Genomic DNA, 21,366 nt, shown 5'->3' on the forward strand with positions numbered 1-21,366 from the left:
AGTACTGCCCCGGGTACGCCCAAGCGGCGTACCAAATGTGCACTAACTGAAACATGGCAGGGCTGCGGCGAACCAGCAGGTCTCCGCAGCCCGCTACTAAATGGTGAAAACAATGAGCTCAAACATCTCTGCCACGACCATGTCGAACACCGATCTAGGTAAGCCTCCCGTAGATACGTCTGCGCAGCAAGCTCATGAAGAGCTGTTGGCAACGATGCGCAAGCAACGCATTCAAGATTTCCTCTTTCATAAAGTCACGCTGATCTTCGCATTGTCGGTATTGCTGATGCTCGGCGGGATTATTGTTTCCCTCTTTATCGGCGCCTGGCCGGCCTTCCATGAATTTGGCCCCGGCTTCATCACGCGCGTGGAGTGGGATCCGGTCAATGACCAATATGGCGCAGCGATTGCCATCGTCGGCACGCTGACTACTTCGCTGATCGCGCTGCTGATCGCTTTTCCGGTCAGCTTCGGCATCGCATTGTTCCTTACTGAAATCTGCCCGAGCCGCCTGCGTCGTCCGCTCGGCACCGCAGTTGAGTTGCTGGCCGGCGTGCCAAGCATCATCTACGGCATGTGGGGTTTGTTCGTGTTTGCACCGCTGTTTGCCGAATACGGCCAGCCGGTCTTGAAAGCGACTATCGGTCAACTGCCGGTGATCGGCGCCTTGTTCCAGGGCCCGACCATGGGTATCGGCATCATGACCGCCGGCCTGATCCTGTCGGTCATGATCATCCCGTTCATCGCTTCCGTGATGCGCGACGTGTTTGAAGTCGTGCCGGCTGTGTTGAAAGAATCCGCTTACGGCCTCGGCTGTACCCGTTGGGAAGTGGTGCGCAAGGTTGTGCTGCCTTACACCAAGACCGGTGTGGTCGGTGGCGTCATGCTCGGCCTCGGTCGCGCACTCGGTGAGACGATGGCGGTCACTTTTGTGATCGGTAACTCGCACCGCCTGTCGTGGTCGCTGTTCGCCGCAGGCAACAGTATCGCTTCCACGCTCGCCAACGAAATCGCAGAAGCCTCGTCGAAGTTGCACGTGTCGTCGCTCTTCGCACTCGGTCTGATCCTGTTCGTGATCACTTTCATCGTGTTGTCCGCAGCGAAGATCATGTTGATGGGAATGACACGCAAGGAAGGTACAAAATAATGAATCAACCTGTCAATCAAACGACCGCTCCAGTGCAATCAGCACACGCCAAGCCAGAACTTAACTCGCCGATGAACCCGGTGTATCGCCGCCGTCTGTTGCAACATCGCATCGGCATGCTGTTCTCTTTTCTGGCGATGGCAGCCGGCCTGATCGTTCTGGCCTGGATTCTGCTGACGCTGGTGATCAAGGGCTTCAGCGCGATCAATATCGGCATGCTCACGCAAAACACCCCATCGCCAGGCGGCGACGGCGGCGGTCTGCTCAACCCGATCATCGGCAGCCTGATGATGGTCGGCATCGGTACCCTGATCAGTACGCCGATCGGTATTCTGGCCGGCATCTATCTGGCTGAATACGGCGAAGAAAGCAAGCTGGCGCAAACCACACGTTTCGTCACCGACATCATGCTGTCGGCGCCATCGATCGTCATCGGTCTGTTTGTCTACGCGATCTACGTCGCCAACGTCGGCCACTTCTCCGGCTGGGCAGGTACCTTCGCCATCTCGCTGATTGCGATTCCGGTGGTGGTGCGTACGACCGACAACATGTTGAAGCTGGTGCCAAGCAGCCTGCGCGAAGCTGCATTCTCGCTGGGCGCGCCGCGCTGGAAAGTTGCGATGATGATCCGTCTGCGCGCTGTCAAAGCCGGCGTCGTGACGGGCGTGTTGCTGGCGGTGGCGCGTATTTCCGGTGAGACGGCGCCGCTGCTGTTTACTGCGCTCAACAACCAGTTCTTCAGCACCAACATGAATCAACCGATCGCCAACTTGCCGGTGGTGATCAACCAGTTCGCCATGAGTCCTTACGACAACTGGGTCGCACTTGCATGGGGTGGCGCCTTGCTGATCACGTTCAGCGTGCTCGCCCTGAACATCCTGTCCCGAACCATGTTTAGCCAACGCGTTCCAGGCTAAAGAAACAAGCGATCCCAGCGAATCCAGATAAGTGAATCGACAAGAGAACACTATGACTACTCAGACATCCGCAACTGCAGACAAGAAATCGACCATTGAAATTTCTCAGCTGAATTTCTACTACGGTGGTTTTCATGGCCTGAAGAACATCAACATGAACATCTTCGAAGGCAAGGTCACCGCCTTCATCGGCCCGTCGGGCTGCGGCAAATCGACGCTGTTGCGCACCTTCAACCGGATGTATGACCTGTACCCGGGTCAACGCGCTGAAGGCAAGATCATGTATGCCGGCAAGAACATCCTTGAGCCGGGCCAGGACTTGAACATGCTGCGCGCCAAGGTCGGCATGGTGTTCCAGAAGCCGACACCGTTCCCGATGTCGGTCTACGACAACATCGCTTTCGGCATCCGTCTGTACGAAAACCTGCCCAAGGGCGAAATGGACGAGCGCGTCGAATGGGCGCTCAACAAGGCGGCATTGTGGGGCGAAGTCAAAGACAAGCTGAACAAGAGCGGTCTATCCCTGTCCGGCGGTCAGCAACAACGTCTGTGCATCGCCCGCGGCGTCGCGGTCAAGCCTGAAGTGCTGCTGCTGGACGAACCGACATCGGCGCTGGATCCGATCTCGACCGCCAAAGTGGAAGAGCTGATCGGCGAGCTGAAGAACGACTACACCATCGCCATCGTCACGCACAACATGCAACAAGCGGCGCGCTGCTCGGATTACACCGCCTACATGTACCTGGGCGAATTGATGGAATTTGGCGAGACCGACCAGATTTTCATGAATCCGGCACGCAAAGAAACCCAAGACTACATAACAGGCCGCTTTGGTTAATGGGTACGGCATAAGCGACTGCGCGGTCCGATCTCCGCGCTGTGATGCTCGCCGTACTCCAGTACGGCTGCGCTTCTCGCGCAGACCTCGGGCCGCTCGCTACGCTTCTGCCGCACCCTTTGAGTTCTATTGATATTAAAATTTTTTAAGGACGTGACATGACAGGCGATCACTCTTCCAAGCAATACGATGCTGATCTGGAAACTATCCGTTCCAACGTGCTGGCCATGGGCGGCATGGTGGAGCGCCAGTTCCAGGATGCCATTGCCGCTTTCCGTACCGGCAACGTTGAGTTGGCCGCGCGCGTGATGAAGGACGACGAGGCCGTCAATCGCCTGGAAGTCGAACTCGACGATGCTTGCAGCCACCTGATCGTGCGCCGCCAGCCGACCGCTAACGATCTGCGTACCGTGATGGCGACCATCAAGATCATTACCGATCTGGAACGCGTCGGCGACGAAGCAACCAAGATCGCACGTAACGCGATTCATCTGCACAAGCGCGGCATCGGCCCGATCAATCACTACGAAACCGTGCGCGTCATCGCCGAAGAAGCGTCGGAAATGCTGCGTAGCGCGCTGGATTCCTTCGCGCGCCTGGATACCGAACAAGCGACAGCACTGATTGCACAGGATGCCAGCATCGATCACGGCTTCCGTTCGATCACGCGCAGCCTGGCGACGTTCATGATGGAAGATCCGCGCACGATCTCGGCTTCGATCGACACGTTGTGGGTGGCCAAGGCTATCGAGCGCATCGGCGACCACGCCAAGAATATCGGCGAATACGTGATCTACGTCGTCGGCGGCAAGGATATCCGTCACACCGATTTCGGTGCTGCGAAGATCCTTGACACCGACGAAGACTGAGACCCGGCGTTCTCCTTGATCAATACTGACAGCGCAACTCCATGACTACCATCCTGATCGTTGAAGACGAACCGTCGATTGCCGAGCTGATTGCCTTCACGCTCAAAGAAGCAGGCTGGTCCAGCTTCGTGGTATCGAACACGGCAGCAGCGTGGGAGTTCGTCCAGCGCCGCGCACCGCAACTGGTGCTGCTGGACTGGATGCTGCCGGATCGCAGCGGCCTGCACCTGCTGTCGCGCATTCGTGGCGACCGCCAGTTGCAGCAGCTGTCGGTGATCATGCTGACCGCCAAGAGCATGGAAGAGGACAAGATCGCCGGCCTCGACAACGGCGCCGATGATTACATTACCAAGCCGTTCTCGCCGCGCGAGCTGACGGCGCGCATCAAGGCCTTGCTGCGCCGCAAGAGCCCCGAGTTCGCGCAGGAAGAAATGGTTGTCGGCCCGGTAACGCTGGATCCGGCAAGTTGTTCAGTGGCCCTGAACGGCGACAAGATCGACATCGGTCATGCCGAATACAAGTTGTTGAAATTCTTCATGGCGCATCCTGACCGGGTATTCTCGCGCAGCCAGCTGCTCGACCGCGTCTGGGGTGACCACGTCGTCATTGAAGAGCGAACTGTCGACGTGCACGTGCTGCGCCTGCGCAAAGCCCTGCGCGAAGCCGAACAGCTGATCAAGACCGTGCGCAGCGTCGGCTATATGTTGTCTGCAAAATAACAAAAAAAGACACACACGGACACCTGCAGACAGGCGAGACCCCTCTGGAGACATTGGGAATCCCGAAAGACCTCTATACTGGACGCTCAGTCGTCACGACGATAATCGAGTTAATCCAGTTCTGAATAATGAGTTTTACATGAGTCCACAGCTGCTGTTTTGGGTTCCGGCTGCCTTGCGCTTTTTGATTTGCCTGGCCGGCGTCGGTATTGTCTGGTTTTTCTTCGGCGCCACTGCCGGGCTGATCATCGCCCTCATCGGCATGGGGGCGTTGGCATTTACGCAGCTGCACTATCTCTTCCGTCTCGGCAGCTGGCTCGACAACCCGCATCAATCCAAGCTGCCGGACGGCTGGGGTGCCTGGACGGATATCTTCGCCCGCCTGTACCGCATGCGCCGCGATGACGAAAAGAATCAGATCGAACTGGCCGAATGGCTGGCGCGCTTCCGTCAGGCGATGAGCCTGTTGCCGGACGGCGTGGTCATCATGGACGACGTGCTGTTTCTCGAATGGTGCAACCCGGCAGCGCAAAAGCATCTGGGTCTGCAGCTTGAACGCGACAAGGGCATGCGCGTGACGAACCTGATTCGCAATCCTGCCTTCATTGATTACATCATCCTCGGTCGCTATGAGCAGCCGTTGATTCTGAGTGTGCAGGAACGCAAGCTGATCGTGCAGATCATTCCTTTCGAAAACCGCCGTCAGATTCTCGTCACGCATGACGCCACCGAATCCGAACGCATCGACATGATGCGCCGCGACTTCATCGCCAACGCTTCGCATGAGCTGCGCACGCCGCTGACTGTGATCAACGGCTTCCTCGAAATCGCTCTGGCTCAGCCCAACCTCGATACAGAGATCCGTACTTCGCACCTCAAGCTCATGACCGAGCAAGGCCAGCGCATGCAAAATCTGATCGGCGACATGCTCACGCTCACGCGGCTGGAGTCGGTCGACTATCCTTTGCGTTCCGAGCGCGTGCATGTGCGTCCGTTGCTGGAAGGTATCCTGGAAGAAGCCAAGGCGCTTTCCTCAGGCAAGCACACAATCACGCTGGAAGCGGACGGCCCAGATCTGAAAGGCAATGTCGACGAACTGCGCAGCGCCTTCAGCAATCTGGTCTCCAACGCCGTGCGCTACACGCCGCAAGACGGAGAGATCAAGCTGTATTGGGAACGCAAGCCGGGTGGTGGTGCGCAATTCGTCGTTAAGGACAATGGCATCGGTATCAGTCAGGAACACATCTCGCGTCTGACCGAACGTTTCTATCGCGTCGACAAGAGCCGCTCGCGAGAAACCCAGGGCACCGGCCTCGGCCTCGCCATCGTCCGCCACGTCCTGCTACGTCATCGCGCCACACTGGGAGTCGAATCGGTACCGGACAAAGGCAGTACCTTCACGGTCTGCTTCCCGGCGAATTTGATGATTGAAGAGTTTGTGCCTGTGGAGAGCGCCTGACATGTAATCAGGGTGGGGCGGGTTCAAGTTCTGAAGCCGGCACCAGTATTTAAAAGGCCCACTACGCAGTGGGCCTTTTTCGTTTTTCTTCGCAATGCAAATCTTTTGCGGAGTGGCCGATTGCGCACCTTTATTGTCAGTGAGCGCTTCCAGGTTTCATCGAGTCAACTCAACAACGGTATCAGATCAGGATCACCCTTGGTCATTCCCCGGCGGTAAGCAGGCCGTTCTCCGATGCGTTGCAAGTAGGCTCGGATATGTGGATAGGTGCTGAAATCGAGCGGCTGGAAGAGTCGCATCGTAGTGAGGGAAAACACGTTCATGATATCGGCGGCTGTGAATTCGCTTCCGGCGAAGTAGGGGGCTTGGCCCAGTCGTGATTCGACGAGCGCTAATACCTGATCGAGCCTGTTCCGCGTTGAGGTAAGCGCCGGATGGTCGGAGGGCAAATTTGCGCGATTCAACGTCATGAACCGCAGCAATACCGGCTGCAGGTTTCCGTTGGAAAAATGGAACCAGTAGAGGAATGTTGCATAGTCAGGATGCCCAGGCGACAGCTTTAAGCGGCCGGCGCCGTGCGTCTCGATGATGTATTCGACGATCGCAGCTGATTCAGCCAGTAACAAGTCACCGTCTTCGATCACGGGAGCAGCGCCCAGCGGATGCAGCGCCTTAAGCTCGGGTGGCGAGAGTCTCGTAACAGGGTCTCGTGTGTAGTGCTGAAGCTCGTAGCTAAGATTCAACTCTTCACAAAGCCAGACAATGCGTTCGGATTGGGAGTGGCCGAGGTGATGGATTTTAAGCATGATTTAGATAATGGATGATGAGTGGGATCTTTCGCCTGCGCGATCATGACCGCGTACGGCTGTGGGAGAAAAGCCGAAGCGCTTCTTGAATCGTATGGCGAAACGGGATGCAGATTCGTATCCGACAGACAGCGCGATTTCAGAGACGGGTTGCGTCGTCGCCTGCAGCAGTGTCAGCGCTGTGGACATCCGGGTATCTACCAGCAACTCCGTCAGCGAAACGCCCTCCGCGACGAGTCGTCGGCGCAGGGTTGCTTCAGAGAGCGCCAGCTCAGCAGCGACCCGATCCGCCGTCCATGCGTCATCGAGGTTTCCTGAGATCAGTGCTCGAATTTTGTACGATACGCTGGTGTCGACTGGCGAGCCGGGAAGATAGATGCCATCTTCCAACAGCCAGTGCACTACTTCAAGTACACGCTGGCGTGCAACCGAATCGGGTATTTCGTCCCGGGAAGCTAATGCCTGTCCAGCCCGATCAAAGGCGTCGGCCAGGTTCGTCGATACGCTTGAAATCAGATGGGCAGACAGAGGGGGCTTGTGGCGAGAGGCTATCCGGGCAGATTTTTCGAGGTAGTAGGCGTCTCCCAGTAGCACCGGATCGAAGACCAGCCAACGCGCTTCATAGTTACCGGCGTCGTGCACTGAGTTGATGAAGTCGACTGTCTGATTTCCTCCAAGCACAAACGCCTGACCTGGCACTGCTTTCATCCAAGAGCCGCGTTCTGTCCGTATGGATTTTATGCCCCTTTCAACCAGTATCATGGCGGCTCGTTCGACACGCAGACTCAGAATTTTCAGCTCACATCCCTGCATGACATGGGCTGTAATCCCCACGCCCGGCCTGACGTGAACATGCCGTTCCCGAGGACTATCCGCCGAATGTCCTGGATCGTGGCTGTTCAATTGGGGCTCCTCGTGAAGACATTCGTTCTATGTGTGACGCTGCACAATTCTGCAGAGGCTAGATTCTTGCCGATGGACGGCAACGCAGAAAGAAGGTTGGGAAACATGTCAGCGCCTGAAGATTCGAATAGGGCTAGTTTAACCAATACCCGACTTCCGCTCGGTGCAGAAACAGTCGAATTCTGTTCCATTCCAGTCAAATCGAAATGATGTCTGTCGTTCAATGGCAGCGCTCCAAGCCGCAGGTACGATAAGGCTTCTGGACGCCATGATTTTGCGGATTGTGGAGCAAGAAGTGATCCAAGTATTGTTTTTGTTGAAATCTAGCATAGGGGAGTTGAGAGTGGATTCTCGATGCACCGCCGTATCCATTGCCGGCTGTACGCAAGGGTCTGCTCGGCCATCCGTATGGGGAAATGAATGAACCCATGAGGAGCATCGGGCACCAGATGCGTTTCTACGTTGGCGTGCTTGGCCCAACGCTTGGTAATTTCCAGCGTGTCGTCACGCAAGGGATCAAGCAAACCGACAAACATGAGCGCGGGCGGGAGATCCTCGAAGTCGCCATACAGTGGCGACAGCGGCGCTTGTTGCCGCTCAGCGTCACTCAGATCCGGTGTGAGCATGCGCAATGCCGGTGCCATCCCCGGGCCGTCCAGTACCAATGTGTCTGGGCCAGCCTCCCTTACGCTGGAGGTACCGAGAAGATCATAAACGCCGTAGTACAGAACAGCGCCCTTCACACGGCGAAGCAACTCAGGCCATGCTTTTAATTGGAGCAGCGTAGCGGCTGCCAAATGCCCACCTGCCGATTCGCCGACAAAGATGACCGGCAGACCCGTATATTCAGGAAGGCCGCCGCCTAGCAGCCAGCGCGCGGCTGTGAGGACATCCGTCATGAGTCCTTGAATAGGCGTGTGTCCAAACAAGCGATAGTCGATGGATACTACCGCCACGCTGCAATGGACAGCCATGGCAGCGTTGGCTGCGTCATCCATCTGGGCGTTGCCGATTACCCATCCGCCGCCATGGACATCGAAGATGACGCCTTGAACCGGCCCTGGCGGCCTGATGATCCGGACAGCTGCCTGCATGCCGTCTATTGCAATCCTTCTTTGTTCAACGGCAAGTCCTTGTCGCTCCAGTTTTTTCGTGCCGCCTATCTGGGACAGACGCAACAGCGACTGAATCACCAAGGGCGTAAAACGATTGCGAATTTTGAATCGGGGAGCCCAGGCGAGCTTCCGATTAAAACGTCTTGCTTCTGCCAGCGTTGTTTCGTCAAATAAAATAGGTGTCATAGAGATAGAAGGAGTAATTTTCATGGGTCTTGGTGCCGGCATTGGCAACAATCGATATCTCAGGATGCCTCCTGTTCGAGCATGCCGTTGTAGGACAAAGGACTATTCAGTGGTGAGGTATTGCTACCTGAAGAAACTCTCTTTGATTGACCTGGATGCGGTTAAGTTTTGATCTGATCGTGAAAATTGGAACGCTGGACAAATTGTTCGCGATTTGTCAAAACTTTGTCAGCAAGTAATGCAAAGATAAGGCTACTTGATGTCACTCACCTGACGACCGTTGCCGTGTTTTCCCCTGAAAAGATCAGATAAGCGACCAGATAATCCATGCCGGAGCGATATTGCTTCGGGGAAGATATCCTTTATCGCCTATGCCAATTCAGCTTACGATCGCTATCATGATGGATATCATTGCGGCTTGAGACAGACGTCAGATTCTTGTTTTTAGCCGTTCCCGTTCCCGGTTCCATTCCATAACTTGCCCGAGTGCTCCATGTCAAGCAGACCATCTCCCGAACAACGACGCGAATTAGGTAGTTTTCTCAGTAGCCGACGTGCGCGCCTTCAGCCGGATGAATACGGTTTGCCCAAGGGCCCGCGCCGCACGCCGGGTTTGCGCCGGGAAGAGGTGGCGGTGCTCGCCGGCGTCAGTGTCAGCTGGTACACCTGGCTGGAACAGGGGCGGGAGATCCAGCCATCTTCGGATGCGTTGCGAAGAATTTCAAAAGTTCTCAAGCTCGATCAGATTGAGTCAGCCCACTTGTTCGCGTTGTCGTCCCGTGAAGCGCCCGCCGTAGCGACGGGGGGCCGCCTGAGCGACGGGCTGGAGTTGCTGGTGCGCGCCATTCACGTGCCTGCCTATGTGCGCAACACCCGCCTGGACATCCTCGCCTGGAACGACCCGATCGCCGACCTGTTCGTGGACTACGGTTTGCTGCAGCCCCATGAGCGCAATACCTTGCGCCTGCTCTTTCTGTACCCGCCTTATCGCACTCAAATCCTTGATTGGGAGCAAATGACGCGCGGCATGATCTCGGCGTTTCGCGCTGCACGCGCCCAGGCGCAGGACAAGGCGCCATTTGACAGCCTGATCACCGAGCTGACCGAGTTAAGTCCCGAGTTCCGCGCATGGTGGCCGGACACCAACGTCAAAGGTTTCGATGAGGGCGCCAAGCGGATGCGCCTTCCTTCCGGAGAGATTACCGCCTTTACCTATGTGGCCTTGACGCCGGTCGGGCGGCCGGACTTGTCGCTGGTCACCTATATACCTACGCCGCCTGCGTCTGCCAGTGAGTGCGACTCATAGGATAACAAGACGCCTTCTTGAGATTGTCGCGATTGCCTAAAGTGACGTCAGAGCAGTTCTTGAACACTGCTCCTTCATCTCACGGAGGCAAACCATGTCGCAACTCAATATCAATTCTGCAGCCAACGCAGTTTCCCGCAATCCTGCTACCGGCGAACTGATCGCCACTTACGCTTTCCAGACACCTGCCGAGGTGGAGCGCCTGCTCGAAGACAACGCGGCAGCCTTCAGCATGTGGCGTGCTACGCCGATGGCAGAGCGCGTAGCGACCTACCGTCGTCTCGCACAGGCTTTGCGCAAAAATTCCGAAGACCTGGCCGCGATCATCACTGCGGAGATGGGCAAGACCATCGCCGCCGCGCGCGCAGAAGTCGAAAAATGCGCCTCCACCATCGATTGGATCGCTGAAAACGGGCCGGCTATCCTTGCCGACGAGCCGGTCGCGGTCGATGGCAACGACCAGGTGCACGTGTCGTATCTCCCGATCGGCAGCATCCTGGCCGTCATGCCATGGAACTTCCCTTTATGGCAGGTGGTACGCGCTGCCGGCCCGGTCATGTTGTCCGGTAACGGCTTCATCCTCAAGCATGCCCCCAATGTGATGGGATCTGCCTATGCCTTGCAACGCATGGTTGAAGTCGCCGGTTTTCCCCCAGGCTTGTTTGCCAACCTGAATGCCGACAATGACACCGTGGCGCACGTGATCGAAGATCCGCGTGTCGCTGCAGTCACGCTCACCGGCAGTATGCGTGCCGGCGCTGCAGTTGCTGCGCTGGCCGGCAAGGCGCTCAAGAAGAGTTTGCTGGAACTTGGCGGCGCCGACGCCTTCATCGTGCTGGCTGACGCCAACATTGATCTGGCCGTGAAAGCGGCAATTGAGGCGCGCTTCCAGAACGCCGGTCAAGTCTGTCTCGCCGCCAAGCGCTTCATCCTTGAAAAAACTGTTGCCGCCGAATTTACCCGCAAGTTCGTCGCCGCGGCCAGTCAATTGAAGGCAGGCGATCCGCTTGATCCATCGAGCACGATGGGGCCGATGGCACGCAATGACTTGCGCGACGAACTGCACAACCAGGTCGAACGTACGCTTGCAGCCGGGGCTACCTTGCTGTTGGGCGGACACAAGATCGATGGCCCCGGCAACTTTTATGCCCCGACGGTATTGGCCGACGTCAAGCCAGGCATGGCCGTTTTCGATGAAGAAACCTTCGGCCCGGTTGCTGCGATCACGGTCGCAGAAGACGCGGAACACGCCATCGAACTGGCCAACACCAGCGACTACGGCCTGGGCGGAAGCTTGTGGACCGGCGACGTTGCCCGCGCCCAGCGTATTGCCCGCCGTCTCGAAACCGGCGGCGTATTCATCAACGGCTTTTCTGCATCCAATCCGCGCATTCCGGTAGGCGGCGTCAAGAAAAGCGGCTATGGCCGAGAGTTGTCGCATTTCGGCTTGCGCGAGTTCACCAACGCGCAAGCGGTCTGGGCCAGGACCGTCGGCTGATGCAACTTGCTGCTGCAGCTTTGACAGTCACTTACATCGCTAATAGCCAATACACGCTGCTTCTCGCCGAGAAGAATGACCGTTTGAGAGGCACGAAGAAATTTTTATTTTCCACTTTTTGTAATGAAGTAATCCCACCTTATTTTTAACTTTTTGGAGTATCAACATGAACAAAATTACCCGTATCGCTTCCGCTCTCGCCCTTGCTTTAGTCGCTACCCTCAATCATCCCGCCATGGCCGCGCCGGTAAAAAATATCGTCCTGGTTCACGGCTTTTTTGCTGACGGATCAGGTTGGCAGGGCGTGGCGAAAATTCTGACGCGTGACGGCTACAACGTCGCCGTCGTACAAGAACCGGAAACGTCGTTTGCTGAAGACGTGAAAGTCACCAGCCGCGCTGTCAATGCCTTCGACGGCAAAAGCATCCTGGTCGGTCACAGCTATGGCGGTATGGTGATTACCGAAGCCGGCGTGAATGACAAGGTTGCAGGTCTGGTCTATGTCTCGGCGTTCCAGCCTGATGTTGGTGAGAGCTTGGCGACCCTGGTCAAGAGAACACCGCCGGTCAGCGAATCCATCAAGGCGACCGCGGACGGCTATCTTTATGTCGAGCAGGCACGCTTCCATGCCGACTTCGCCGCCGATCTGCCCGCAGCCGACGCCAAATTCATGGCCATGTCGCAAGTGATGCCGACCGTGCAGACGGCAGGCGCTCCCGTCACGCAAGCCGCGTGGAAGACGAAACCTAGCTGGGCAGTCATCACGACGGCAGACCGTACGGTTAATCCTGAGCTGCAACGCTTCATGGCGGCGCGTGCCGGCAGCAAGGTAATCGAGATCAATGGCAGTCATGCAGCATTTATCGCGCATGCCGAAGCGGTGGCGAAAGTCATCGAGCAGGCCGCTGACCAGGCTGACCACTAATCCTTCACTGGTGCGATTGGCATATCAAGCCAGACTCAAGCCCCGTGCCAGTGATTACGACTCATAGGATAACAAGATGCCTTCCTGGCGTCGCCCTGATTGCATAAAGTGACATCAGAGCAGTTATTCAACACTGCTTTCACATTTCACCGACCCCTTATTTTTGGAGATTGCCATGACCGTTAAGCACATACTTTTTGTTTTGACCAACACGCCACAGATCGGCCCGAACCAACGTCCTACAGGATATTTTTTCTCCGAAGTCGCGCATCCTTATGAAGTGTTCGATCAGGCCGGTATCGCCGTCGAGTACGCTTCTCCTTTGGGTGGCACACCGCCCGAAGACGGCTACGATGAAAAGGATCCCGTCCAGTTGGCCTTCCGCCACAGCGACGCCATCCGTCGTATGGCACGTAGCCGCAAACTGTCGGAAGTCGACGTCCTCGACTACGATGCGGTTTTCTTCCCCGGCGGACTGGGGCCGATGATGGATATCGCCGTTGACCCTGAAGTAAAACGTGTCGTTGCCCGTGCCTGGGATGCAGGCAAGATCGTCGCTGCTGTGTGCCATGGTCCCGCTGCGTTTTTGGGCGTGAGACTGGCAGACGGCACGCCGTTGATCCAGAATCGCAAGCTGACATCCTTCTCCGATGAAGAGGAAGCCGGTTACGCGCAAGCTGACGTACCGTTTTTGTTGGAAGACGCTCTGCGCGCCGAAGGCGGCGACTATTCGGCAACGGATGTCTGGCAATCCAAGGTCGTCATCGACGGCCGTTTATTCACCGGCCAGAACCCTGCATCAGCAGGACCATTGGCGCAGGCCATCGTCAAAGAACTTCAAGGAGAATAATGATGAACACAACGACACAAATCACCATCGTGGCGCGTTGGCAGCCACTGAGCGAATCTTATGATGAAGTTCTGGCGGTGATCGGCGAGCTGCGTCCGAAATCACTGGCCGAAGAAGGTTGCCTGGGCTACGAGGTTTTCCAGAGCACGGACGAGCCACGCACGATATTGTTGCTTGAGCATTACCGCGATGCCGACGCACTGGAAACACACAAGTTGTCGGCGCATTATCAGGCGCTGGTAGTAGGGCGTGTACTGCCCTTGCTGGCTGACCGAAAGGTCGAGATTCTGCAGGCGCGTCCTTGATGGCTGCTGTTTGACTTGACCCTGGTGAAAGGCCCGCGCATGCGGGCCTTTTGCTATGCGTCAATACGAGACGGAGCGTATCCCTGTCGAGTCCTCCGTTATCGGGTGTGGGGTTCGTCAGGAAGGCAGCGCCTGTACCTGCAGGCGCCGCCTTCCTTTTGACCTACATGCAAAGAGGCTTTTATCTGATCGCGGCAATCTGCCGTTTGGTCAACACTGCCGATGCGCGCATACGTCCGCATAACTCGGAAAACGGGAGAGCCAAGTGAACACTACCAGTAGCGGTGCCGGCAAAAACCGGTCAATAAGGCGATAAGCCCATGCACGGCCTTTTCAGCTTTGGAATTGTGATCGTGGCGGTCATCCTGGCCTGCAGCGGATGGCTGGTGTTGATGTTTCTGCGGGCTTGGGACTATTGGGATCTCGCTGAGAATGAAGACGATATGACAGGTCAATGTACGGAACTGCTGGAGTTGTAGAGCGCGCGTAAAAAAGGACGCCAAGGCGTCCTTTTTATTGTTTCGATCTCTTCTCGATACAAATCACCGATGCCGGTGCTTACTTCGGCTCAGCCTTGACTGCTCTGCCGGTATAGCTCAGCTTGCGTAATTCCGGCTCCGCCATGGACTCGTCCATCACGATAAACGACACGCTTCCAGGCATGATGCCCATGAGGGCGATATTGACTTCTGTACGGATGTACTTTACTTCGCCGGCAGAAAGACTGAAGTCCAGCGCGGTCGCAACGGAGGTCGAGGTCTTGGCCTGATAGGCGCCGGCGGGACGGTCGACGAAGAAGAAGCCGCGTGCTCGTGATCTGCCTACAACCTGGTTGTTGAGTTGGATTTCCGGCTGGAGGGGAGATCCGATGAATGCCGACGAACGTAGAAAATAGATGCGGCCATAACCAGGTTTCAAGGGAGGCATGGAGACTTCCAGGTCGGCTTGTGTCGGACCGGATGCACAACCTGTCAGGACTGCGGCCAGCATCACAATGGCCAGCAATAGGCGAATCATTTTCATCACTGTTTTCTTTCTTGTCGTCGCTTGATTGAATTGGGACAATGCATTGCAGTTCTCCCGATCTTGAATGCGCTGAAGCTCCCGCTCAAAAGCATTCATTGCCCGGCGTTGCAAATACACCCCACATCGTTGTCCGCTCATGGCCTCCCCATTTTGGCCCTGCGAATGGACAACGTGTAAATATTAGCAAACAAAGCTGTCGGACCGGTGTTTCTCTTGCCAAATTAATCGCGTAAAACGTAACGAAACGACAGGCTATGCATGAGGCTTGCCAGCTTTTTAATTCGAAAATCTTATCCACATTGTCTGCATTTAACCAAGGGCTGAGCGCGGCAAAGAGCTTATGCATCCTACTAAATCCTAGTCAGGAGACCGGCGAAAAGCAGGCCCCAGGCACGCGGAAGCTATATTTCTGTAGCTATCTGCCGCGTGCACATGGCCTGATAAGACACCTGCCTGGACATGCAAGACAAATTGTCTGCCATTGCGACCAGGCTGCAGTTGTGGAAGGCCAAGGCCGGAGATGTGGATGCCGCCTATCAGTTGGGGTATTGGTACGAGGACGGTAACCTGGGGTTGAGCAAAGATGCAAACGAAGCGATCCGTTACTACAAACAGGCGCAGCAGCTTGGCCATCCAGAGGCTGCCGAGGCATTGAGAAAATTACAGTCGAAGTAGGCGAGTCCGCTGACGCATTCAGTTAACTGTTTGACTGCGCCGGACGGGCAGGATGACAAGAGGCCGCTAAAGCTGCGGCCCGCTTATCTCCTCTGAATCGAAATCGCTAAAAAGGGGGGGGGCTGCAGGGCTTTAACTGAATCTGTCAAAAAAGTGCTTCTTGCTTCGCTGTCGTCCCGGCGAACGCCAGGACGACAGCGATTGCTAATGCAGGTGCACCCAATGAACGCGCTCCGACAGACTATTTTTTCGCCGCCAATCGATCCTTGTGCGCCTTCACCATCGCCCCCAGCATCTGGTCGCCGAAGCCTTCCTTTACACTTTGCTGCAAGCTTGCGGCAACATGCGGTCCGATCATGGCCGGATTGGCGATCTGCGCCGTCATGTTGTTGTAATAGCTGAGATCCTTGCTGGCATTGGCGATGCTGAACTTCATGCCGTCGGAGCGGCCTTCGAGGATGCCGCTGGCGATCATCTGGAAGATACCGCTGTTGGCGCCGCCTTTGCTGATCACTTCAAAGAACTTGCGCTGATCGACGCCGACCGCATCGCACATGGCCAGCGCTTCCGTCGTCAGCGTGGCGATGCCGATGGCGATGAAGTTGTTGAGCAGCTTCAGCTTTTGCGCGCTGGTGGTGTCACCGATATGGAAGATGTTTTCACAGAAGGCTTCCAGCACCGGCTTCACTTTCTCGAACGTTGCCGCGTCTGCGCCGACCATGGTGTTGAGGCGGCCTTGCATGGCTTCCACCGGCGTGCGCGCCAGCGGCGCATCGACGAACTTCACGCCCTTGGCCGCCAGTTGCTCGGCTATGCGCGCGCTCGACATCGGCTCGCTGGTGGAGCAGTCGATGATGATCTGGCCGCTGCGGCAGTTTTCCAGAATACCGCCGGCGCGGAACATCAGGTCTTCCACCTGCGGTGAGCCGGTAACGCACAGGATGATGGCATCGGTGCCGGCGACCAGATCTTGCAGGCTGCTCGCCTCGCGCGCGCCTTCGGCGACCAGCTCTTCCACCGGCTTGCGATTGCGGTTGCCCATGACGGTGACGTTGAAGCCCTTGATGACGAGGTTGTGCGCCATGCCCTGGCCCATCATGCCGACGCCTATGAATCCGATATTTTTCATGACTGGTGAATTGCTTTCTCTAAAGTGGAAAAGGCCGGCGCAACCGGGGGCTGCGCCGACGTGAAACGAGCTGTTGTGCGCTTACTTTGGCATGTATTGCGAGAGATCTGCCAGCGGTGCGCCGGCGGCGGCTTCATACGATTTTGCCAGATTGCCGTTCTTCATATTGATGACGACCCAGTTGTTGATCCACGCCAGCAGCGCCGTGTCTTCCTTGCGTACGCCGATACCGTGCGGGACCACCTTGACCGCGAACTTGGTTTCGATGTTGCGGCCTGGATTCTTGCGTGCGGTTGTGGTCACCAGTTCCCTGGCGGTGCCGATGGCGTCGACCTGACCCGACAGCAGCGCGGCGGCATTGGTCGAGTCGTCGTCATAGCGCACCAGTGTCGTACCTTTGGGGACGAGTGGCGTCAGCAGCGTATCTTGCAGGTTGCCGCGTACCACGCCGACACGTTTGCCGGCCAGGTCGGCGAGACTCTTGATCTGCATCGAGTGCTCGGCGCCGACTACCGATTCTGACGCGCTGTAGGGCACGCTGAAGTTGATCACCTTGGCTCGCTCCGGCGTGATGCTGAAGGATGCGATCACGATGTCGGCCTTGTTGGTCAGCAGGAAAGGCACGCGGTTGGGGCCGGTGACCTGGATGATTTCCATCTCGACGCCGAGGTCCTTGGCCAGCATTTTGGCGGCGCTGACGTCGGAACCGTAAGGTTGCAGCTTGTCGTCGGTCATGCCAAAGGGAGGCGAGCCGAGATCGATGGCGATGACGATTTTCTTACGCTGGCGAATGTCGGCGAGCGTGTCGGCACTGACCGACTGGACAAGACAGACCAGGCCGAGGAAGGCGGCGGCCACGTATTTGATGTTGACGAGTTTCATGCAATCTCCTGGATATAAGAATTGTTGTTCACTGCTGGCGTTGCGTTGTTGCTAGTTACTAAGTAAAGCGATGGCTGCAAAACGGATAACAAATTCTGGGTTTCGGAAAAGCGATTGCGTCAGAGCAAGAAGCCCATAGCGGTAGGGGAGGGAAACGGCAGGCGCGAACTCGCCGCCACCGGTCAGGCGCAGCAGCGCCGTCAACGATGGAACATCGGTGTCGCGTAAAAAATCCTGGTGTTGTCTCCGCCAATGGCGTGGCAATAATCTCGTATTGGCCGCCGGCTTTTATGGTTCTTGATTCTGTTGCGGGGCCATTGTGGATTTGGCCCTCGTGTGGAAAGCGACACTACGCCCGGCATCGGGCACTGTCTAATGAAAGTAATTCATCGCGTGATAACCGGTTGCGGTGGCTCAGTCCAAGTCATATATCGGCTGCATCGTTTGCGTGGCGGCGATTGAAACGGTCTATGTTCGCGCCTTTAACGCCGGCCTCAATGCAGGTCGCCCATGCGCGGCGTATTGGCTCGGCGTCTTGCCCAGCACTTTGCGAAACATGCTGGTGAAGGCGCTGGCGCTTTTATAACCAAGCTTCTCTGCGATGCGTTCCACGGGATCGCCCTGCGCCAGCCTCAGCAGCGCCTCGGTGATATGGACTTGCTGCACCCAGTGACGAAACTGCAAGCCGGTCTCTTTGGGAAACAGGCGAATCACCGTGCGCGCACTGGCGCCGCCAATTTCGGCCCATTGTTCCAGCGAGTTCAGGCTACCGGGGGTGCTGACGATGGCCTCGCAGATCGCCACCAGCCGGCGGTCGGACGGCCACGGAATGGCGACGGGGATTGAGGTGGCCTCATGGATCTCCAGCAGGATCAGTTGTGCCAGATGGCCGCCGCGCGCTTTGACGTCGTAGTCGTCGCGCTCCTTGAGCAGCGCCAGGATCAGTTCGCGCAACAGCGGGCTGACTTCCAGCAGCCGGCAAGCATCGCCGATCTGCTGCGATTCTTCCTGCCGGATGTAGAGCGTGCGCAGATGGACGTCGCTGAGCATGCGGATTTCATGTTCCAGTTCCGACGGCACCCATAGCGCGCGTTGCGGCGGGATGACCCACAGGCCGTGCGGCGTGCGCACCTGCATCACGCCTTCTGCGGCGTACAGCAGTTGTCCGCGTGGATGTGAGTGCGGCGCCAGCAATTGGCCTGCATCGAAGTCGCGGCTGAAGGCGACGACGGCTTGCGGCAGTTGCTGGAGTTTCGCGGCCTTGGCGCTGGAATGGACGATTTTCATGGTACCGGCGGATTGTCACTTAATCGACGAAAAATGGCATTACGGTTTTTAAATGCCACTATACCATTCACGTATTCCTGCATGTTTTTGTCCATCCGTCGCCCATTTTCCGTTCATTCATTCTTAGCCATGACAATCAACAGTTCATCGTCGCTCGGCGCGACGCTCGCCGATAAATCCCCCGCGATATCGGCCGCATCAACTAATGCCGGTGCCACGCCTCTGGTGCTGCGCATCGTCTTGGCGGTCGGTTTCGCCCACATGATCAACGACCTGATCCAGGCCTTGCTGCCGTCCATTTATCCGATGCTCAAGCAGAACTACGGATTGACCTTCACGCAGGTCGGGCTGATCACTCTGACGTTTCAAGTGACGGCGTCGCTGATACAGCCGTGGATCGGCATGTACACCGACAAGCATCCCAAGCCTTTGCTGCTGCCTTGCGGTGCCGTCTTTACGCTGGTCGGCGTGGTGTTGCTGTCGATGGCCGGCAGCTTTGGCTGGTTCCTGTGTGCGGCGGCGCTGATCGGTGTCGGTTCGTCGACCTTTCACCCGGAAGCCTCGCGCATTGCCCGCATGGCGTCAGGCGGTCGCTTTGGTTTGGCGCAGTCGACTTTTCAGGTCGGCGGTAATGCAGGTTCCGCACTGGGGCCGTTGCTGGCGGCGGCGATCGTGGTGCCGTTCGGCCAACCGAACATCGCGTGGTTTTGCATCATCGCGATAGTGGCGATCATTACCTTGTCGCGCGTGAGCAATTGGTATCGTCATCATCTGGCAGCCGGCGGCAAAAAGGGCAAGACGGCTGCGCCTCACAATCTGTCGCCGGGCACCGTCAAAAAGGCGCTGGTGGTGTTGTCGTTGCTGGTGTTTTCCAAATACTTTTACATGGCGAGCTTCACCAGCTATTTCACCTTCTACCTGATCGACAAGTTTCACATCGCGGTGGGCGATTCGCAGATCCTGTTATTCCTGTTCCTTGGCGCGGTGGCATTGGGCACCTTCTTCGGCGGCCCTATCGGCGACAAGATCGGACGCAAGCGCGTGATCTGGTTTTCGATCCTCGGTGCAGCGCCGTTCGCCTTGCTGCTGCCGCATGCCAATCTGTTCTGGACCGGCGTGTTGTGCGTGTGCGTCGGCTTCATCCTGGCATCGGCGTTCTCGGCCATCGTGGTGTATGCGCAGGAACTGGTGCCGGGCAAGGTCGGGCTGATTTCGGGCGTGTTCTTTGGATTGATGTTCGGCTTCGGTGGCATCGGCGCCGCGCTGCTGGGACATCTTGCTGATTTGTACGGAATCTCGACCGTGTATGCGGTGTGTGCGTGGCTGCCGCTGGCCGGTGTGCTGACGGTATTCTTGCCGAATCTGAAAAACTAATTTTGGTTTGATGACGAACGACAATATCCGTATCTGCGGATATTGTCGTTTGCAGCTTGCCTGAACGGACTTACAGTTTCGTTACCGCCAGCACGGCGTCGGCGAATGCCTGTGGTGCTTCCTGTGGCAGGTTGTGGCCGATGCCGCCGGTAATGTTGCGGTGTTCATATTTTCCCGAGAACTTGTCGCGATACAAGGTTGGCGGCAGGAAGGGCGCGCCGTTGGCGTCGCCTTCCATGGTGATGGTCGGGATGCCGATGACAGGCAGGCCGGCGAGGCGGCGTTCCAGTGCGTCGTACTTGCGTTCGCCATCGGCCAGGCCGAGACGCCAGCGATAGTTGTGGATGACGATGGCGACATAGTCCGCATTGTCGAAGGACGCAGCGCTGCGATTGAAGGTCGCGGCATCGAACTGCCATTTCGGCGAGGCGGTCTTCCAGATCAGCTCGGCAAATTCGCGGCGGTACTTGGTGTAGCCTTCGACGCCGCGTTCGGTGGTGAAGTAGAACTGATACCACCAGTCGAACTCTGCCTTCGGCGGCAGTGGCTTTTTGGCCGCGGCCAGATTGGTCATCAGATAGCCGCTCACCGACACCAGCGCCTTGCAACGCTCCGGCCATAGCGCCGCCATGATGCACGCCGTACGCGCGCCCCAGTCAAAGCCGGCGATGACCGCCGAAGGAATTCGCAATGCATCCATCAGCGCAATGATGTCCTGCGCTACGGCTGACTGCTGGGCATTGCGCAGCGCATCCGAAGAGAGGAAGCGCGTGCTGCCGTGGCCGCGCAGATGCGGGATGATCACGCGATGGCCGGCTGCTGCAAGCAAAGGCGCGACATCCACGAAGCTGTGGATGTCGTAAGGCCAGCCGTGCAGCAGGATGACCGGTTGACCGTTGGCCGGGCCGACTTCTGCATAGCCGATGTTGAGCACGCCGGCGTCGATTTGCTTGATGCCGGTGAAACCTGCTGCAGTTGTGGACGTTGCACCTGCGACCATGCTTTGCGCATTGGCGAGCGTGCTGAAGCTCAGCTGTGCGGTGGCGACGGTGGCGGCGGCCGCGCCGAAGAAATGGCGGCGGCGTTGGTTGATCTGATCGGACATGTTTTTCTCCTTGAGTGTGATGGTGATTCGTGTGTTGAGTTGTTT

Annotated in this window: 22 protein-coding genes; 14 read left to right on the forward strand and 8 right to left on the reverse strand. The window is 57.1% G+C overall.

The features are described from left to right. Positions 1-112 precede the first annotated feature (112 nt). The 6 genes from pstC to phoR all read left to right on the forward strand — a co-directional run bounded on the left by pstC (position 113) and on the right by phoR (position 5,949). Positions 113-1,147, forward strand: a complete 1,035-nt coding sequence (gene pstC, locus hmeg3_RS06180) for a phosphate ABC transporter permease subunit PstC (RefSeq protein WP_369828859.1) — start codon at positions 113-115, stop codon at positions 1,145-1,147. Positions 1,148-1,218: 71 nt separating this feature from the next. Next, positions 1,219-2,064: a phosphate ABC transporter permease PstA gene (pstA, locus tag hmeg3_RS06185; protein ID WP_094566168.1), complete on the forward strand. Its 846-nt coding sequence runs from the start codon at positions 1,219-1,221 to the stop codon at positions 2,062-2,064. Between the two features lie 52 nt (positions 2,065-2,116). Beyond that, a complete protein-coding gene (pstB, locus tag hmeg3_RS06190; protein ID WP_007881586.1) occupies positions 2,117-2,902 on the forward strand; it encodes a phosphate ABC transporter ATP-binding protein PstB in 786 nt (261 codons plus the stop codon). Positions 2,903-3,060: 158 nt separating this feature from the next. Beyond that, positions 3,061-3,771 (forward strand): phosphate signaling complex protein PhoU, encoded by a 711-nt coding sequence (gene phoU / locus hmeg3_RS06195; protein WP_094562965.1) that lies wholly within the window; start codon positions 3,061-3,063, stop codon positions 3,769-3,771. A 41-nt stretch (positions 3,772-3,812) separates the two neighbouring features. Beyond that, positions 3,813-4,490, forward strand: a complete 678-nt coding sequence (locus hmeg3_RS06200) for a response regulator (RefSeq protein WP_094562966.1) — start codon at positions 3,813-3,815, stop codon at positions 4,488-4,490. Between the two features lie 139 nt (positions 4,491-4,629). Continuing rightward, positions 4,630-5,949 carry a phosphate regulon sensor histidine kinase PhoR gene (phoR, locus tag hmeg3_RS06205; protein WP_094562967.1) on the forward strand — a complete coding sequence of 440 codons (1,320 nt, stop codon included), beginning with the start codon at positions 4,630-4,632 and terminating at the stop codon, positions 5,947-5,949. Positions 5,950-6,113: 164 nt separating this feature from the next. On the opposite strand, the gene hmeg3_RS06210 is transcribed toward phoR, so the two are convergent. The 3 genes from hmeg3_RS06210 to hmeg3_RS06220 form a co-directional block, all read right to left on the reverse strand. After that, positions 6,114-6,755, reverse strand: coding sequence for a glutathione S-transferase family protein (locus hmeg3_RS06210; protein WP_094562968.1), 642 nt, complete (start codon positions 6,753-6,755; stop codon positions 6,114-6,116). Positions 6,756-6,758: 3 nt separating this feature from the next. Next, entirely contained in the window at positions 6,759-7,658 is a 900-nt protein-coding gene (locus hmeg3_RS06215) for an AraC family transcriptional regulator (RefSeq protein WP_157739216.1), read from the reverse strand. 323 nt (positions 7,659-7,981) lie between these two features. After that, positions 7,982-8,983 (reverse strand): alpha/beta hydrolase, encoded by a 1,002-nt coding sequence (locus hmeg3_RS06220; RefSeq protein ID WP_198361793.1) that lies wholly within the window; start codon positions 8,981-8,983, stop codon positions 7,982-7,984. Between the two features lie 469 nt (positions 8,984-9,452). Between hmeg3_RS06220 and hmeg3_RS06225 the strand changes: the two genes are divergently transcribed. The 6 genes from hmeg3_RS06225 (at position 9,453) to hmeg3_RS24645 (ending at position 14,322) form a co-directional block, all read left to right on the forward strand. Further along, positions 9,453-10,265 carry a helix-turn-helix transcriptional regulator gene (locus hmeg3_RS06225; protein WP_094562971.1) on the forward strand — a complete coding sequence of 271 codons (813 nt, stop codon included), beginning with the start codon at positions 9,453-9,455 and terminating at the stop codon, positions 10,263-10,265. Between the two features lie 94 nt (positions 10,266-10,359). Continuing rightward, positions 10,360-11,763, forward strand: coding sequence for an NAD-dependent succinate-semialdehyde dehydrogenase (locus hmeg3_RS06230; protein WP_094562972.1), 1,404 nt, complete (start codon positions 10,360-10,362; stop codon positions 11,761-11,763). Between the two features lie 166 nt (positions 11,764-11,929). Then, complete coding sequence (locus tag hmeg3_RS06235) at positions 11,930-12,688, forward strand: alpha/beta fold hydrolase (RefSeq protein ID WP_094562973.1); 759 nt, start codon at positions 11,930-11,932, stop codon at positions 12,686-12,688. A gap of 175 nt (positions 12,689-12,863) precedes the next feature. Beyond that, the gene (locus hmeg3_RS06240; protein WP_094562974.1) at positions 12,864-13,538 is read left to right on the forward strand and encodes a type 1 glutamine amidotransferase domain-containing protein; all 675 of its coding nucleotides are present in this window, start codon (positions 12,864-12,866) and stop codon (positions 13,536-13,538) included. A 2-nt stretch (positions 13,539-13,540) separates the two neighbouring features. Continuing rightward, complete coding sequence (locus hmeg3_RS06245) at positions 13,541-13,843, forward strand: putative quinol monooxygenase (RefSeq protein WP_094562975.1); 303 nt, start codon at positions 13,541-13,543, stop codon at positions 13,841-13,843. Between the two features lie 320 nt (positions 13,844-14,163). Further along, entirely contained in the window at positions 14,164-14,322 is a 159-nt protein-coding gene (locus hmeg3_RS24645; RefSeq protein ID WP_157739217.1) for a hypothetical protein, read from the forward strand. A 79-nt stretch (positions 14,323-14,401) separates the two neighbouring features. Here hmeg3_RS24645 and hmeg3_RS06250 read toward each other — a convergent pair whose 3' ends face one another. Next, a complete protein-coding gene (locus tag hmeg3_RS06250; RefSeq protein ID WP_094562976.1) occupies positions 14,402-15,007 on the reverse strand; it encodes a DUF2846 domain-containing protein in 606 nt (201 codons plus the stop codon). 321 nt (positions 15,008-15,328) lie between these two features. Between hmeg3_RS06250 and hmeg3_RS06255 the strand changes: the two genes are divergently transcribed. Further along, complete coding sequence (locus hmeg3_RS06255) at positions 15,329-15,544, forward strand: SEL1-like repeat protein (RefSeq protein WP_094562977.1); 216 nt, start codon at positions 15,329-15,331, stop codon at positions 15,542-15,544. 241 nt (positions 15,545-15,785) lie between these two features. Here the strand turns inward: hmeg3_RS06255 and hmeg3_RS06260 are convergent, their stop codons facing one another. The 3 genes from hmeg3_RS06260 to hmeg3_RS06270 form a co-directional block, all read right to left on the reverse strand. Next, a complete protein-coding gene (locus hmeg3_RS06260) occupies positions 15,786-16,673 on the reverse strand; it encodes an NAD(P)-dependent oxidoreductase (RefSeq protein ID WP_094562978.1) in 888 nt (295 codons plus the stop codon). A gap of 81 nt (positions 16,674-16,754) precedes the next feature. Continuing rightward, positions 16,755-17,555, reverse strand: coding sequence for a transporter substrate-binding domain-containing protein (locus hmeg3_RS06265; protein WP_094562979.1), 801 nt, complete (start codon positions 17,553-17,555; stop codon positions 16,755-16,757). 468 nt (positions 17,556-18,023) lie between these two features. Then, entirely contained in the window at positions 18,024-18,842 is an 819-nt protein-coding gene (locus hmeg3_RS06270; protein WP_094562980.1) for a helix-turn-helix transcriptional regulator, read from the reverse strand. 129 nt (positions 18,843-18,971) lie between these two features. On the opposite strand from hmeg3_RS06270, the gene hmeg3_RS06275 reads away from it, so the two are divergent. Continuing rightward, positions 18,972-20,216: an MFS transporter gene (locus tag hmeg3_RS06275; RefSeq protein WP_198361794.1), complete on the forward strand. Its 1,245-nt coding sequence runs from the start codon at positions 18,972-18,974 to the stop codon at positions 20,214-20,216. Positions 20,217-20,286: 70 nt separating this feature from the next. On the opposite strand, the gene hmeg3_RS06280 is transcribed toward hmeg3_RS06275, so the two are convergent. Further along, on the reverse strand, positions 20,287-21,321 hold the full coding sequence (locus tag hmeg3_RS06280) for an alpha/beta fold hydrolase (RefSeq protein ID WP_094562981.1): 1,035 nt from the start codon (positions 21,319-21,321) through the stop codon (positions 20,287-20,289). Between the last annotated feature and the right edge of the window lie 45 nt (positions 21,322-21,366).

Source organism: Herbaspirillum sp. meg3, assembly GCF_002257565.1.
In the GTDB taxonomy this organism is placed as follows: Bacteria; Pseudomonadota; Gammaproteobacteria; order Burkholderiales; family Burkholderiaceae_D; genus Herbaspirillum.